The 16486-nt window shown below is 55.6% G+C and carries 10 protein-coding genes; 8 read left to right on the top strand and 2 right to left on the bottom strand.

What is annotated here, in order from left to right:
• The first annotated feature begins 14 nt into the window (after nucleotides 1–14).
• Entirely contained in the window at nucleotides 15–1529 is a 1515-nt protein-coding gene (locus Enr13x_RS04520; RefSeq protein ID WP_197455208.1) for an integrase catalytic domain-containing protein, read from the top strand.
• A 67-nt stretch (nucleotides 1530–1596) separates the two neighbouring features.
• Complete coding sequence (locus Enr13x_RS04515) at nucleotides 1597–2646, top strand: FAD-dependent oxidoreductase (RefSeq protein ID WP_145384915.1); 1050 nt, start codon at nucleotides 1597–1599, stop codon at nucleotides 2644–2646.
• A 223-nt stretch (nucleotides 2647–2869) separates the two neighbouring features.
• On the opposite strand, the gene Enr13x_RS04510 is transcribed toward Enr13x_RS04515, so the two are convergent.
• Together Enr13x_RS04510 and Enr13x_RS04505 are read right to left on the bottom strand one after the other, a co-directional pair.
• Complete coding sequence (locus Enr13x_RS04510; protein WP_145384914.1) at nucleotides 2870–4276, bottom strand: DUF1552 domain-containing protein; 1407 nt, start codon at nucleotides 4274–4276, stop codon at nucleotides 2870–2872.
• An 85-nt stretch (nucleotides 4277–4361) separates the two neighbouring features.
• Nucleotides 4362–6914 (bottom strand): DUF1592 domain-containing protein, encoded by a 2553-nt coding sequence (locus Enr13x_RS04505; protein ID WP_231744088.1) that lies wholly within the window; start codon nucleotides 6912–6914, stop codon nucleotides 4362–4364.
• Nucleotides 6915–7543: 629 nt separating this feature from the next.
• On the opposite strand from Enr13x_RS04505, the gene Enr13x_RS04500 reads away from it, so the two are divergent.
• From Enr13x_RS04500 to Enr13x_RS04475, 6 genes are all read left to right on the top strand, one after another.
• Entirely contained in the window at nucleotides 7544–8557 is a 1014-nt protein-coding gene (locus Enr13x_RS04500; protein ID WP_145384912.1) for a bile acid:sodium symporter family protein, read from the top strand.
• A complete protein-coding gene (locus Enr13x_RS04495; RefSeq protein ID WP_145384911.1) occupies nucleotides 8461–9249 on the top strand; it encodes a hypothetical protein in 789 nt (262 codons plus the stop codon). The genes Enr13x_RS04500 and Enr13x_RS04495 overlap by 97 nt, the downstream gene beginning before the upstream one ends.
• Before the next feature lie 96 nt (nucleotides 9250–9345).
• Nucleotides 9346–11358: a hypothetical protein gene (locus Enr13x_RS04490; protein WP_145384910.1), complete on the top strand. Its 2013-nt coding sequence runs from the start codon at nucleotides 9346–9348 to the stop codon at nucleotides 11356–11358.
• Between the two features lie 363 nt (nucleotides 11359–11721).
• Nucleotides 11722–13185: an L-fucose:H+ symporter permease gene (gene fucP, locus Enr13x_RS04485; RefSeq protein WP_145384909.1), complete on the top strand. Its 1464-nt coding sequence runs from the start codon at nucleotides 11722–11724 to the stop codon at nucleotides 13183–13185.
• 54 nt (nucleotides 13186–13239) lie between these two features.
• Nucleotides 13240–14229: an alpha/beta hydrolase gene (locus Enr13x_RS04480; RefSeq protein WP_145384908.1), complete on the top strand. Its 990-nt coding sequence runs from the start codon at nucleotides 13240–13242 to the stop codon at nucleotides 14227–14229.
• A gap of 5 nt (nucleotides 14230–14234) precedes the next feature.
• Entirely contained in the window at nucleotides 14235–16412 is a 2178-nt protein-coding gene (locus Enr13x_RS04475) for a right-handed parallel beta-helix repeat-containing protein (RefSeq protein ID WP_197455778.1), read from the top strand.
• Nucleotides 16413–16486: the final 74 nt, after the last annotated feature.

The raw sequence follows: 16486 nt of genomic DNA, 5'->3' as shown, positions 1-16486 counted from the left end.
CCGAACGATGGTGGTTGCCTCAACAGAAAGATACCCAAATCGTAGGTGGCGCCATGGAAATGCAAGCAAAAGCTGCACTGATTGACTCGATTCGTTCGCGATACTACGGCGCACGGAAACGAGACAAGTCGCGGATACTCGATGAATTTGTTGCGATTACCGGACACCAACGTAAGTACGCGCTGCGAATTCTCGCTGAACGCCAAAACACCACCCCAGAGCGTTGTGAAGTCGTGGGCCGCAAAATATACGACTGCGCGGTCAAGGAGGTGCTTGTAACGCTCTGGGAATCTTCCGATCGCCTATGCGGCAAACGCCTCAAAGCGATTCTTCCCGAGTTGCTGAAGTCGATGGAGTCGCACGGTCACATGAATCTTGATGATTCTCTCAAGACGCGGGTGTTGTCGGCAAGTGCTTCAACCATAGACCGACTGCTTCGTCCTATACGTGAGGAAGCGACTGGAAAGAAACGCGTTCGCCCAAAGAAAAAGGTCCGCGCTGCAGTTGCCGTCAAGACCTTTTCCGAATGGGATGATGTCGCCCCTGGGAGTCTCGAAGTAGATTTTGTTGCTCACTGCGGAGGGAATCTATCCGGCCCATTCATACACAGTTTGGTTGCTACAGACGTTGCGTCTGGATGGACGGAATGCATCCCGATTCTGATTCGCGAGCAGTCTCTCGTCGTCGAATCTTTGGAATTGCTGCGGAACAGATTTCCGTTTCCAGTCCTGGGAATAAACACTGACAATGACAGTTCGTTCATCAACGAATCAGTCATCAAATTCTGCGATTCCCAAAGTATCACATTTACTCGATCACGGCCCTATCGAAAAAACGATCAGGCATGGATCGAGCAGAAGAACGGTTCTATCGTTCGCAAACACCTCGGCTATCAGCGATTCTCGGGACCGATCGCATGCCAAACCATCGCACATCTTTTCGATAGTGTTCGTTGGTACGTGAACATGTTTCAGCCATCCTTCAAGCTCTTAAGCAAGACTCGTGACGGCGCCAGGGTAAGCAAGAAGTTTCACTCACCTCAAACGCCATGTGAACGGCTACTTAGTGACTCGCGAGTATCATCCGAATCGAAAGAGTATTTGCGACGCAACCGTCTTGAACAGGACCCGCTAGAACTACTACACGCAATCCGACAATCGCAAGCTGCGCTGGATTCGCTGTCGACGGAGGATTCGCTCTCCCAGGAGCAGCAGATTGATCTCGAAGAATTTCTTTCACAGTTACCGGAGCTATGGAAGAAAGGCGAGGCCCGACCAACTCATCAGCCGAAGCCGATGCGAACGCGAGATTATCGAACGCGTCCAGACCCCTTTGAAGGAGACTGGACGACGATTCTTGGATGGCTTGAAAAATCCCCAGACGCAACTGCGTCGTCGTTACTCGAAAGGCTCATCGAACGATCGCCCGACAAATACAACGGCGGTCAACTACGAACGCTTCAACGTCGCGTGAGTCAGTGGCGGAATATCATGGCAAGGAAATTAGTGACGGGCACCACGGCGACCTAAGTGTCTTGCTCGCCTATGAAAAATGTAACCGCTGGCATAGGGCGGCTTCGCTACGCTCAGCAGCCCTATGCCAGCATTCTTTCTAGTCCTTCCATTTGGGTATCCTTCTCGGCTGAGGCAACACGGCCGGGAAAACCAATCGCCGCTAGACACTGGCGAATTGTTTGGACTGGGCGTGCTGCGTAGTCACCTCTTTCAAATCTTGTTCGATCGGTGTGGGAGCGCGGGCGTGCAGGTTCGCGAAGGGCAATTGATTGCCAGTTACGTGGCGACAGACGCTGGCGTTGAACTGATCGGAAAAGACGGTGACAGAAAAGGTGGTTTTGATCTATTGATCGCGGCAGATGGAGCTCGGTCGCGACTCCGTGAGCATTCTGGTTTGACGCGATCCATTCGCGAGTACCCGGACGCAGCGTTGTGGACGATCGGTCCTTACTCGGGGCCGCAGGATCGGTTGCTACAGGTCGTGGGACGGTGCGGACGATTGCTGGGGATGTTGCCAGTGGGAGATGGACGCTGCAGTTTCTTTTGGGGTTTGAAAAAAACCGAAGAGCCACACGTGCGAGCAGATGGATTGGACGCTTGGAAACGGCAAGTGGTTGAGTTTTTTCCGTTAGCGGAAGAAGCGATTGCGGAGATCAAGTCGCTTGAGGAAGTGAGGTACGCGACCTATCGAAATAGTCGGATGCGCCGAGTAACGCAGGGGCGGGTGGTGTTCATCGGCGACGCGGCCCACGCGACAAGTCCGCATTTGGGGCAGGGTTTGAATTTGGCGTTGGTGGATGCGGCGGTCCTGGCCGAGCAAATGTCGATTCATGCAGACTACCGAGATGCGTTTGTCGCGTATGAAACTTCGCGTCGATCAACGACAGGCTACCACAGTGTTTTGACGGGAATGCTGACGCCCTTTTTTCAGACATCAAATCGAGTGCTGCAGTTTGGGCGTGACCTCTCGCTGCCCCTGATGCCGCATTTGCCTTACATTGGAAAGCAAATGGTTTACACGATGGCGGGCCTGAAAACCGGCTGGCTGGGGGCCGATCGCGGTCGAGATCATAAAGCTCTGCCTTATTGCCGTCGCAGGCTAGATCGCCGTAACCGAGGTCATCGGCCATGATGAAGATGATGTTCGGCTGGCTCGCAGATCCGATTTGGCAAGCGAGACAACACGCAAAGATTGCGAACACAAATCGATTCATTTCCAGTAGCTTGACTGGATGCGTTTGATGCTTCTTAAAGCAGAGCGGAGATTCGCGGGCGCTGATCGGTCACGCCGAATTTCGGTCGTTGGGAACCGGCCCTACGTCTCAGCATTCGTTGTGTCGCAAAGCGGACCCGGTTTACGAAAGCAATTCGGGAAAGTTGCCGGTGACCCCTGCGAAGCTGTCGGTTTCCATCCCCAGCTGCTGCAGCATCGTGACAAAGACTGGTGTCAGTGGTTGATCATCGTGGGTGATCTCTTTTTGATACGGCTCGGGGCCGCCTCGCCACGCTCCGCCGATGGGATTGGCTCCGGCATAATTCAGGTACCTGCCGTGCTTGAATCCCATGTTTTGACCACCGGCGAGGACAAGCGGGTAGTTGCGCGAAAGATGAAACGCGCTCGATGCGGAACCGAACAGGAGCAGCGAGTTATCGAGCATGGAACCTGTGCCAGCTGGCTCTGGCGTTTCTTTCAGCCGCGTTGCGAACCGGGCAAACTCTTCATTGAGGAACCGACAATACTTCCCCAGGTTTTCCCAGCCACCGGGATTCTTTGTGTCGTGCGTTAACTGGTGTGCAAGATTGAACCCAACCGCGCGGGCAAGACGGTCGCTGACCCCGGCGCCATTCTCACGTCCGATCTGATAAGTCGCGACGCGAGTCGAATCGGTTTTGAAAGCGAGATAGATCATGTCCAACATGGTCTGCACGTACAGCCTCGGAGACTCCGGCGAGATGTCTGCTTCTATTTTTGCCCGGTCGACGGTGGGAAGAGGCCGATTCACCCAGTCCTTCGCTTTCTGGACGTGAATCTCCGCTTCGCGAACGGAATCCAGGTACTCGTCGAACCGAAGCTTGTCAGCGGGCGAAAGTATTCTGCGAAGATCGTTTGCGTCTTCAAGCATTTCATCCAAAGCACTCTCGTTCTTCGCCAATCTGCGAGCCGCATCGGCGTCGCTCTTGACGAACAGCATGTCGAAAATTCGCTTCGGGCTTTGCTCTGCAGGAATCGCTCGACCCGTGCGGCTGAACGAAAGTGTTTGAGCGGCACGTGGCGTTCCGATACCACCATCGGTCGACATCACGAGCGACGAGAACCGCGTTTGATCTCCGACGTGCTCGGCGTAGACCTGATCAAGAGAGATGGAGTTTTTGTACGGACCCTCGCGACGAATCCTGGCGGCCGTCAGGAATTGGTCAGCATTGCGATGGCCGTGTACTTTGCGGGCCTCGGGGTGCGAAAACCCAGACAGCACGGTCATGTCGTGACGCAATGGCTCGAACACGTCGGTGCAGTTTGTGAAAGTGAATTCCGTTCCGGCACCATGCGGAAACCACGACCAGTCCTGGTACGCGGCGTCTTCCCGCAGCGGCATGGGAACACCGTCGGGGTAGTAAATGCAGGCCAGACGTCGTGGACATTTCTGCCCGTCGTGATTGGCCGCAGCAATCGGCAAGGTGGATCCCAGAAGCGGAAGTGCCAGCGCGGCACCGGATCCTCGGAGAAACCGACGTCGATCGAGTTGATTGAGGTTGAAAGCCATTTTTCGTGATCTCTTGAAAAATCAAAACGTGGGTCTCGGTCGCGTCAACCCGATTGTATGCGTCACGGGTTACCGTGATTCGATATTACTTTTCTTGGAACAGCTCACTCGTCACAAGGCACATCACCATGGTTGCAATGCCATCGCCTGATTCTCGCACTCGTCCCATTATATCCCTGACTGCCGCGCGATCTCCAAAATCAAGCTGTCGCCCCAGGGCGAATGACGCCATTTTCTCAAGCGTTGCTCTTACAAATTGTTCCTGGCGATCCTGAATCAGATGTTCTTTTAGTCCCTGCATCCCGTCGAGCCTGGCGTTGTTGGGCAGAATACTGGTGGCGTCAACGAGTTTCCCATCGATCTGATCACGCCAACGCCCCAACGCATCGTAGTTCTCAAAAGCGATCCCCCACGGATCGATCTTCTGATGACACGAGAGACACGCGGGATGATTGCGATGGTCTTCAATGCGTTCTTTCAAAGATAGTTTTGCGATCTCTGGATCGGCGAGATCGATCTCGGGAACGGCTGGTGGAGGCGGCGGTGGTGGATCGTTCAGCAGGTTCGTCAGCAACCACACCCCGCGTTTGACCGGATGGGAATCCTCTCCGTCGGAGTTCATCGCAAGCAAACCCGCTTGAGTCAGCAGACCACCACGTTTCAAATCAGCTGGCAAGGGAACGCGGCGGAAATGATTGCCTTGGACTCCAGGAATTCCATAGTGCTTGGCAAGACGCTCGTTCACGACCAGGTAGTCCGAATCGATGAAATCCAAAACACTCGCATCGTGCCGAACCATGTTTGCAAACAAAGCGATCGGTTCCTGCTTGATCGATTCCAGCAGTGCTTCATCGAGACCATCCTCAGCTCGGGTGGGGCTCAGGAATTCCAACGGCTGCATCTTCAGCCACTGCCCCACGAAGTGCCTGGAGAAACGTCTTGCACGAGGATCGGCGAGCATTCGTTCGACCTGCTGTCGCAGAACTTCGCGGTCGTTGAGGCGGCCGGCGGAAGCCAAATCGAGCAAACTTTTGTCGGGCAGGCTGCACCAAAGGAACAGTGAAAGCCGTGTCGCCAATTCGTTTTGCGACAGTTGATCCTTCAGTCGGTCTTGTTGCGTCTCCTGCTCACCGGGCAACACGTAAAGGAACTTCGGCGAAGTCAGAATCGTTGCAAGAACTTCGACGATTGCCTCCTGGAAATCTGTGCTGCTGGGCCGCAGCCGATGGAACAGTTGCAGCTTGCGATCGATATCACGCGTTATGGGCGGGCGTCTCCAGGCACGAGACATGAAGGCTGAAATGATTTCCTGAGCGTAGGCAGTTTCATCGTGCGAGTTCTCGCTTTCAATGAACACCTCGTGGTGCGACGGTGGCGGCCACTGGTCGTAAACCGGTGCGGCAACTTCCACATAGTCGATCAGAATTGCAGGGCTCTCCGTTTCTTCTCCGCCGTGCCCAACCGTACTGTTCGTCAAACGGATGTACTCCGACGGGCTCGGTTGATCCCCCAGTTTCATCTCGCCGCGATAGGTATTGCGGTGCTCGATCTCGCTGAGAGGGACATCCCATTGATAAATTTCCGGCTCCCCGTAGGAAGCTCGAATGGGGACGTCCTGCCCGCTCACTCGTTTGATGGATCGTCCTTGGTCGGTTGCCTGGAATCCGAAGTGCAGTTGTAAACTCGGAATCCGCTGCTCGGCATCCTTCGCACGCGACGCCCGAATGCGAACACGCATCGTTCCTTCGTCAGGCAACCTATCGCCGAGTTCAACGGTGAGTGCCTGTCTACCGCCCGGCTGCACGACGGCGAAATGTGAACCACGCTCCGGCATCGCTTTGTACGTGTCGCTGTGCTTGAATGCATAGCTTGCTTTACGGTAATTCCAGTCGGCCTCCGCTCTCAGGCCTGTCGAAAGTTCCAGGTAATGCGATCTGTCGGCAGACGCCTGAAAATTCCGATTCAGACGTTCGATCTGCTCGGCCTGTTTGTCCGGCATGTCCTCGAACTTCTTCTTGGCCGATTCAATGCCCCTGTCAAGCCGTTTCTTTTCGCGTTGGAAGGCGTTCTCCATAGGAATCGCCCAATGCACCACCGGCGGTCGATCACCACGAACCGTGACTCGACGCAATGCCTGCAGTGCAAGCTGGTGATAAGCCTGCACCTGCTTCACAGACATGTGCAGCGACTGGGCATTATTCTCGAAGGCGTCGTCCTCGCTGGCTTCAGCCGGAAGATCCCCCGCAAATGTCCACGGCACACCAAACAAGTCCTGGAGTGCGTAGTTGTATTCGTAACGAGTCAGCCGTCGAAACGAAGAGTGATTGCCACTCGCCTTGCGTTGTCTTTCCGCCGCCTGAATCTCAGTGGAAAGCCAGTCCACGATGCGGATTCGATCTTCGTCGGTGAGTTCGCTAGACTCCGGCGGCGGCATCTCGCCCTTGCTAAGAACGGAGTACAGCTCCAACCACCAGGCGATGTCTCCGCCGCCGACCAAATCAGGATCAAGCCGATCGGCGCGGAAGTTTCCCTCGACGGTGTCCCCGCTGTGGCAATCGAAGCACGCCTGCTCCAAGAGTGGCTTGATCGATTTTTCGTAACGCTGCAGGTCACCTCCGGGTCTCGCACTGGCCGGCATCGAAGTTCGTTCAGTGGCAACGACTTTGTTGTCACCGCGCGTCCTTTCCTTTGGATCCACGACCTGCGCGTCGACCGGACTCTGCGCAACAAGGCCCTGGATGAGCAGAATAGCAAGCAAAACAATGGCACAGGATCGCCATGCTTGAGTCGGGGGCATCTCAGCGTGTTGACTGGTGAATCGAGGTGGGAGCATTGTCGCGAGGGAAGGAAGGAGCGTGGCGACATAGGGAATCGAATTATACCGAAACTTCCTTCCCCGGGTTCCACAATAAGATCGCGTCCGACTGCTAAACGCGTAGAAATCAGTGAAACGGACTTCTTGACACCGATTGACCGTACCGTGCGTTGAATGAAACGCAAATTTCCGACTTGCATGCGGAGACGCGCCCACGCGCCATGCAGACGAACGACAAAGGAAGTACAGTGATTGCAGCTTGGGGGTATCGTCCAGGACGCAAGCGCTGACCCAGTCAAACATATGTACACGGTATTCCGCGAACCCGGTAACGATTACGCCGAGGACCTGCTCAGGAAACACCTGCTGGAAAGTCCACACCACCAGGAAGACAACGAGGCATCAAACCCTGACGGCTTTCGTTAAACTCGTCCACAACAGAAGAGCAAGACATGGCTGAAGATGGCGGGTCATCCGCATTCGCAACCGTTCAAGCGGGCCTGAGAAAGGCTGCGTTTACCGTTTGCGTATTGGCATGTGTGTTGATTGCATTTTGCTATCCACCCGTCTTCATCCGTTGGGGCAACTTTGAACTCAAGACGCTGATCGTCCCGCTGATTCAGTTGATCATGTTCGGCATGGGCGCGACCTTGACTCTTTCGGATTTCACTCGAATTCTGAAGATGCCGCGAGCCGTGCTGATCGGGATTGTCCTTCAGTTTTCCATCATGCCACTGCTGGGATTCTCGTTGGCCATGGCATTTGGTTTCGAGCCGGCCGTCGCCGCAGGTGTGATCTTGATTGGATCGTGTCCCGGTGGTGTTGCCTCGAATGTGATGACCTACCTTTCCAAAGGAAATGTGGCGTTATCCGTGACGATGACGGCGTGCTCCACACTGCTTGCCCCGGTCTTGACTCCGCTGTTGATGTACCTACTGGCGGGCACTCTGGTGGAAATTGTCTTCCTCGATTGGGTGATCAACATTACGAAGATCATTATCGTTCCCATCGCGTTCGGCTTGATCGCCAACAGTATTTTGCGCGCGCTGAATCGGCGCGGCCGGTGGATCGATCGAGTGTTGTCGTTGATCGCGATGGCTGGAATCTGCTTCATCGTAGGAATCATCATCGCCGGCTCACGCGACAAGCTCCTGACGATTGGTCTGGCATTGGTGGCGGCTTCCGTTTTGCACAATGCGGCCGGATACGTGCTCGGGTTCTATGGGGCTCGGCTGGCCAAGTTAGATGAGAGCAGCTGCCGTACCGTGGCTATTGAAGTGGGACTTCAGAATGGAGGCATGGCGACGGCCTTGGCGATCAACACACTGAAGGATCCGCTGGCCGCTCTCGCGCCTGCGATTTTTGGTCCATGGATGAACATTTCGGGTTCAATGCTGGCTTCGTGGTGGGGCGCTCGTCCTGCGGCAAAGGAAGCCGAATTAAAACCAGGCAAAAAATCACATTGATCATGAAACACCGCTCCTTCCATTCCCTCTTGACAGCTGTGTTCTGTCTTCTTGCGACAGGCCTCGCCCGCCAGGCTATCGCCGAAGAGAGAATTACGCCTGCACTCAATACAGAATCGACCGCTCAAGCCGGAGAGGAGATTTTGCATCAAGGTGATCTCTATCAGCGAGCCGCCATTTTTCTGTCAGAAGAAATTACTTTCGGCAAAGATGGGGCATACGCCCTGACGCCTGGGTACTACTTCCGAGGCGGGGACAGCATCGGCTGGGAAACCTATTCGCCGGCGGATGGACCTGATGCCGGTCGCGTCAAGAAAGCTCCGGGCGCGATCACGCTACAAGGGTCGTTTCACTATTCCAACGACGGCAAAACCATTGGCGTGATTACGAATTTCTACCAGGCCATCAACACCAAAGCCAAAGGCATCACCAGGACGACTCGGCCAGCCATTTCACCAGACGCACTTCAGCGGTCATTGGTTTATGGCGGCAAAACGGGGACCAAAATCAAACTGGCCTACCGGGAGATTTGGAAGAACATCACCAGGCCATCACAAGATACCTTTGTGGAATACGATCTTGCCGACTCGAAGGTAGTTGAGATCCAAGGCGCTCGCATCGAAGTCATTGAAGCGACCAACAACGGTATTCGATATCGGGTCACTCGAGCTTTCGATTCGAAAAAGAAATAGACGAGGGAACGGTTGGACAACAACCATCGGACGTTGCCCCTCCCGCTTTGGGAGGTCATGCAGCTTAGGAATTCACTCACCTACTCGGCTCACGACATGAAATTCAACTCAACTGGCCAGTCCACGATTCATTCGCTGATGTTCGCCGCGTTACTCTTCGGACCAAGCATTGCCAGCGCCCAATCAAAGACGGTGCGTCCACCGGTCGTGGGAGACGGCAAGTTTTCCGCCTTGCCGGATGACACCGTGGTTCCCCAGCAGTTCTATGTCGAGCGGCCGACGCTGAATAATGCGGGATTCGAATGGTACGTCTCCGGCGATGAAAACCACAACGCCAAGGTAACCGTCCGGTTTCGCGAGGTGGGCAAGTCCCAATGGCGCGAGGGGTTGCCTTTGTTGCGCATCCAACGAGAAAAGATTTGGGGGCACGAACAACGTGACGTGTATGAGACGCCCAACATGTTCGCCGGCAGTCTGTTTGGCCTGGATCCGGACACCACCTACGAATGTGAATTCACGATGTCCGACCCCGACGGTCTGATCGGTGTCGCGACGAACACTGAAATAATCACGACCCGCGCCGTTCCCAAGCCGTACGAACACGGCAAGGTCTACCATGTCTACCCGCTCGGTTACGAAGGACCTCGCCAAGAGCCCGCCTTCACCGGTTTGAACGAGGCCTATCACGGCTACAACGGCAGCGGTGATTGGTGGTTGTATTCCGAACCCCGCGTGAAACCCGGTGACACGATTTTGGTTCACGCGGGTCTGTACAAAGGCGAGCGATACAAATACGCCAATCCGTTGGGACTCGATTTTCACGGAACCTACGTGCTCACCCAAGACGGCACTGCGGAACGGCCCATCACCATCAAAGCCGCGGGCGACGGCGAAGTCATCTTCGACGGGGAAGGCAACTATCGCTTGTTCGATGTGATGGCTGCCGATCACCACTACTTCGAAGGCCTCACGATCGTCAATACAGAGATCGCGTTTTACGCAGGGCTAAAACGGGTATTGGGCTGCTCCGGACTTTCCGTGGTGAATTGCAAGATGGACAAAGTCGGACAGGGTGTGATGACTCACTGGGCCAAATCCAATGACTTCTACATTGCCGACAACACCATGATCGGGATGCATGACCGCGACCGGGTTCACGGTTGGGCGAGAGTCCCAGATCCCGCGCCGATTACGTCCTACAACGCCGTCAAGGTTTACGGCCAGGGACATGTCGTTTGCCACAACTACATCGCCTATTACCACGACGCGATCTGCATCGATACCCATGGGCGGCCGGAAGGAGGTCCCGGCGAGCATTGCGCCTCGATTGATTTCTACAACAACGACATCTTTGTGATGGCGGATAACTTTATCGAGACCGATGGCGGCGCCCACAATCTCCGCGTCTATGACAATCGCGGGGTCAACGTTTGGCATTCGGCCCTGAGCAGCCAACCTGTTTTTGGTGGCCCGGCCTACTTCATTCGAAACGTCATCCACACCTCCGGAGACTCGCTAAAATTCTCCGCCCGACCAACCGGGATGGTCGTCTACAACAATACGTTCTGCACTGAAACAAGGGTGCGCCAATACTCCAACGGCCATTTCAGAAACAATCTGTTCATGGGGCACCTCCCGGATCAGCCGACGCTTTCGTCGATGAGTTACACGTCGTACACCTCCTTTGACTACAATGGCTACCGAACGAAGCCCGAGGCAAAGCCGTTGTTCCAATGGGCGCAACCGACTGATCGACTCCAAGATTTCACGCTGTCCTCCCGCGGAATCAAGGATGGTCCGGGCAACGGCACGCAGTGGTTTCAATCGCTCGACGCATTCAGTGCGGCAACGGGTCAGGAGAAACACGGCGTCATGCTGGATTACGACGTGTTTGAAGGCGTGGAACCACTCGACCCGAACGATCGGTCACGCGTCTACAAGCTGGAAGAACTCGATTTCCGGCTTCGCGAGGGATCGGCTGCAGTGGATGCCGGTTGCGAGCTGCCGACGCTGACAGATGGCTTCATCGGAGAGGCGCCGGATCTTGGTGCATACGAACGTGGCAAACCACTTCCGGTCTACGGACCACGCACTTCCGCTCGATCCTAGCAAGCCGAACGGGTCAATACGGCCGAGCGGATATGGGTCAAAAGATTTGGTGGTCAAACAATTTTTCGACGCCGAAGCGACCTTTCTGGCCTGCGTTGGAGCGAAAAACGCCACGCGGCCCGCCCATTCACGCCCGCCAACGCGAGTCGCTTTCGCCCGCCGCCTGGCCCGTGACCGTCTCTTTTGCGTCCCGTTGCGTCGCCGCAGTGCCGCAATTCGTTATAACGATGTTGCGAATCAATATTCCAGAGGCGTTGGATTCAACTACCGTCTGGTTTCTGGCAGAAAATCGTTGCGACGCAAATGCTTTCTGCCGGAGGATGCCTCCGCCCACACCCCTGAGAGCATGCAGTAAGGAATCGAATGACTGACGAAGACACTCCGACGGCCGAGACGGCGACAGATGGCCCAGCGACCGATGGCCCAGCGCGCGATTTGCCCGTGGTGCCGACTCAATTCATCTATCCGTTTGTGATTGTCACGACGCTCTTTGCGCTCTGGGGATTCGCCAACGACATCACTAACCCGTTGGTGCGGGCGTTCAAAGAGATCTTCCTGATCAGCAACGCGCAGAGCAGTCTGGTTCAATGGGCGTTCTATGGCGGTTACGCGACGATGGCGATCCCGGCAGCGTTGGTGATCCGCAAGGTTTCCTACAAGTCCGGCATTATCGTCGGTTTGTTGCTGTACGCCGTCGGTGCTCTGTTGACGATTCCGGCCAGCATGATGATGAACTTCAACGTCTTCCTGGTCGGCTTTTATGTCCTGACCTTCGGGCTGGCGTTTTTAGAAACGACCGCAAACCCGTACATCCTTTCGATGGGCCCGCGCGAAACGGCGACGCAGCGACTGAATCTTGCCCAAGCCTTCAACCCGATCGGATCGCTGACCGGTATGGTGGTCGCCAGTACGTTCATCTTGCCGGCTCTCCAGGTGTCGGAGTTCCGGGAGACTGAACTGCAGGCGCACCCGGAATACGCAACGATGTTGCCCAGTGAAGTGGATGGTTTGATCACCACGGCGATGGAGCAGCATGCCGAGGAGTTTGCTGACGCTCGGCAAGCAATGGTGGCTCATGATTTGGACGTCGTGAAAACGCCGTACGTTGTGATTGCCGTCGTCGTGTTGTTGGTGCTCGTCGTATTCGCCGTCTCGAAGTTGCCCGATACGGGACATGAGGAAGAGAAGATTGAGCTAAAGGCGCTGCTCAAGCACCTGTTGACGAGTTGGCGATACGTCGGCGGTGTGGTCGCTCAAGCCTTTTACGTCGGCGCGCAGATCATGTGCTGGACGTTCATCATTCACTACGGAATGACGCTGGTGGGACTGAGCGCGGCGCAGGCCCAGAACTACAACATCATCGCGATGGTGATCTTTCTGGCCAGTCGATTCATTTGCACCTTTATCCTCAAATACCTGTCGCCCGGATTGCTGCTGGGAATCCTGGCCGTCGGCGGTGGATTGCTGACGACGGGAGCAATTTTCATCCAAGGCATGCCGGGATTGTATTGTCTGATCGGCGTTTCGGCCTGCATGTCGCTGATGTTCCCGACCATTTACGGTATCGCTCTGAGCGGGTTGACGCCCAACGACGCCAAGCTGGGATCGGCAGGATTGATCTTTGCAATCGTCGGCGGCGCGTTCATGCCACGCTATCAAGGCGGATTGATTGACGGCCCAGGGATGACGATTGCCGGGCAAGCTTTGGAATCCGTTCGCGTGTCGTTCTTCTTGCCGTTACTTTGCTTCGTCGTCATCGCGATCTTCGGATTCGCGGTCTACCTGTGCTCCGGAAAAAGCGAAACGGAAACCACGCCAGTGAATTGAGTTTTCAAGCTCGCGGTCGTTGCTTTTTTTGACGTGTAGAGAAGGGACCGGAAGATGAGAAATGGATCAACGAAACTGATTATTTTCTGTGCGCTCGCTGCATCGTTCGCACAGCCTTGCTTTTCGCAGGAAGCGACAAAGGCGAACAAGCGATTGCCGGCGGCTTTGGAGACAGCAGGCGAGCGGAAGCTCGATGTCGTCTACAAACAGGTCCGTGGCAAAAAGTTGTCGTTGGACCTTTATTACCCAACAAACAATCGTGACGGCAAGTTTCCGTTGATCCTCTACACGCATGGCGGAGGCTGGGCGGCCGGTAGCAGACATGGCGTCACCAAGGGCTTGTTCAAGCCGCTGTTTGAGAAGCTGATCGACAGAGGGTTTTGCGTGGCGACGGTCGATTACCGGCTCGTCAAGAAGGGCAGCGGGGTCGTGATGCGTGACTGCGTGATCGATTGCAAGGATGCGGCGCGGTACTTAGCCCGCAACGGCGATGCGCTGGACCTGGATTCCACTCGATTTTTTGTGATGGGCGATTCCGCCGGGGGACAGATCGCACAAATGCTGCTGCTCTCGACCCCGCAAAGCTTGCCGGGAGATCCAAGTCTCGCGGATGCCAACTACAACATCGTCGCCGGCGTCTCTTGGTATGGCCCCTGCGATTTTGAAAAAGTTGACTTGTTTCAGACGTCTGATTCCTCCAAGAAAGCAGACCGCTTTGGAGGCCGGATTCTGGAGTCGGATGCCGACCCGAAAGACAAGTTGCCCCGCTACCGCGAAATGAGCCCGATCAATTATCTGTCCAAGGACAGCCCGCCACTGCTGATGATTCAGGGTGACAAAGACACCACCATCCCGGTCAAGCACGCGTGGTACATGCAACAGAAGGCGGAAGAACTTGGGGCACCGGTCGAGGTCCTGATCGTTCGAAATGCCGGGCACAACTGGCGAAAGGTGGGCGCGGAGATTGAACCGTCATTCCATGCCATTGTCGACCGCAGCGTGCAGTTCTTCGTGGAACAGTTATCAACAGTAAGCAGCAAATGAACAACATGAAAAGTGGATTGGTTTTGTTGCTGGTCCTGGTGACCGGAAGTGTTTGCCCAGCTGCCGAGACCGATGCCGATGCCGATTGGTACGTTTCCACCAATGGATCGGACAACTGGTCGGGCACGCTGGCAGAACCCAATGCACAGGGAAACGACGGACCTTTCGCAACCTTGCAACGGGCACGTGATGCGATCCGGGAATTGGGAGAGCGTCCGTCCAAAGATCTTGTGGTCCTCGTCCGCGGCGGAACGTACCGACTGACGGAGACCGTTGTGTTCGGGTTGCAAGATTCTCCACAGGGCGATGCAACCGTCACCTATGCCGCCTATCCCGGCGAGACCCCCGTCTTCAGTTCCGGTAGAGCGATCGACGGGTGGAAGAAGGCCACCGAAGATCTGCCGGGCTTACCGGACGCGGCGATCGGTCACGTGTGGGTGGCGGACATCTCGGATCAGTTTTTTACGCTTTATGATGCCGAAGGCATGCTGCCGCGAGCCCGTTCGGCAGGTTTCATCCCGCTCCGCGGCGGCAGTCGCAACCGGCTTCATTTCCCCGAGGGCCGGTTGAAGAATTGGCCGAATGTGGAAGACGTGGAAATCATTGTCCGTCCACATCATGCCTGGATTTCCAATGTGCTGCCGTTGGCATCGGTGGACGAAAACAAACAGATGGCAAGCACGTCGATCGACGCAACCTATGCGATGAACAAGCTGCATTTCTTGCCCACCGTCGAGTCGTGCTGGGTGGAGAATGTGCTGGAGGAACTCGACGAACCGGGCGAATGGGTGCTCAATACCAAGCAGGGCAAGGTCTACCTCTGGCCGCGAAACCAGTCCCCCGTGGTGGCGCCCCAATTGACGGAGTTGATTCGCATCGAAGGTGAAATCGACAAACAAGGGCCGCAGGACATCCCGGCTCGGAATCTGTGCTTTCGCGGTCTGACGTTCATGCACGGCGAACGCTATCGGTTGACCGCGGACGATGCGGGCCTGCAGCACGATTGGGACATGCACGACAAAGCCAATGCCTTGGTTCGGCTACGCGGCACCGAGAACTGTGTGATCGAGCAATGTCGATTTGCCCACAGCGGCAGCGGCGCGATCCGCGTGGATTTGCACGGCCAAGACAACAGAATCTCGGGCAACCAGATCGAGTACCTGGGAGGGGCCGGCATCTTGCTGTGCGGATACGGCCCGGGAACCAAGGACGTGAATCGAAACAACCTCGTGTTCAACAACCACATTCATCACCTGGGGCGTATCTATCTGCATTCGCCCGGAATTCTGGTCTGGCAAAGCGGTCACAACCGTGTGGCGAACAACTTGATTCATGACATGCCCTACTGCGGAATCATCGTCTCCGGTTTCATGACGCACTTCTTTGACCGAAACGGCCGCGAGCTTTGCCGGACGATCAGGCACCACGAGGTCAGAGACTTGCCGCGCAATCCGACGCTGGAAGATGTTCGACCCTATCTTCACTCTCGTGACAACGCGATCGAATACAACGAGATCCGTCATGTGATGGAAACCATGGGTGACGGCAACGGAATCTACATTCGCGGCGCGGGTGCCGGAAATGTGATTCGTCGCAATTACATCCACCACCTGGTGACCCCGATGCTGATGCAGGCGGCGATTCGAACCGATGGCGGGCAGCGAGACACGCTGATTGCGGAGAATCTGATTTACAAGTGCATGGCGCAAGGGATCATTTTGAAGCTGAACAATCGAGCCGAAAACAACATCGTGGCCGATGTCCTTGCGCCGCCTCGGGGCTACTACCTGTCGCTGCGTGAGGGGCCGATGGAGGGTGCCGTGATCAAGCGGAACATCTTCTATTCCGTCGGCAACGAGGCAACCTTCATCGATGAATTGGCTCCCGGCAAAGGACGCAAAACCGAAGATAGCCGAGGGCGTGAGTTGGCTCGATCGAAGGACGCCGAGACCGACTTCAATCTCTACTACAGCGCGGTGGATCCCGAATTGGGGAAACAGATGCTGGAAAAACAGCAAGCCGATGGAGTAGACGCCAACAGTCGGGCTGCAGACCCGATGTTCGTCGACCCGGAACACGGCGACTTTCGATTCAAGCCGGGATCTCCCGCACTGGAAATGGGCATCGTCCCGATCGACCTGTCCCAGATCGGATTGCGCACCACCGAACACAAGAGGAAATGATCGTGAAACCGAGTGCTTTGTACCAGTGAAAGCATCTCTCATGCACAATGGCACGGACCTAAGTCAAAAGGTAT

Origin of the sequence: Stieleria neptunia, from assembly GCF_007754155.1 — a bacterium.
In the GTDB taxonomy this organism is placed as follows: Bacteria; Planctomycetota; Planctomycetia; order Pirellulales; family Pirellulaceae; genus Stieleria; species Stieleria neptunia.
The sequence above is the reverse complement of the archived record's forward strand: the minus strand, read 5'-3'. Positions and strand labels throughout refer to the sequence as shown.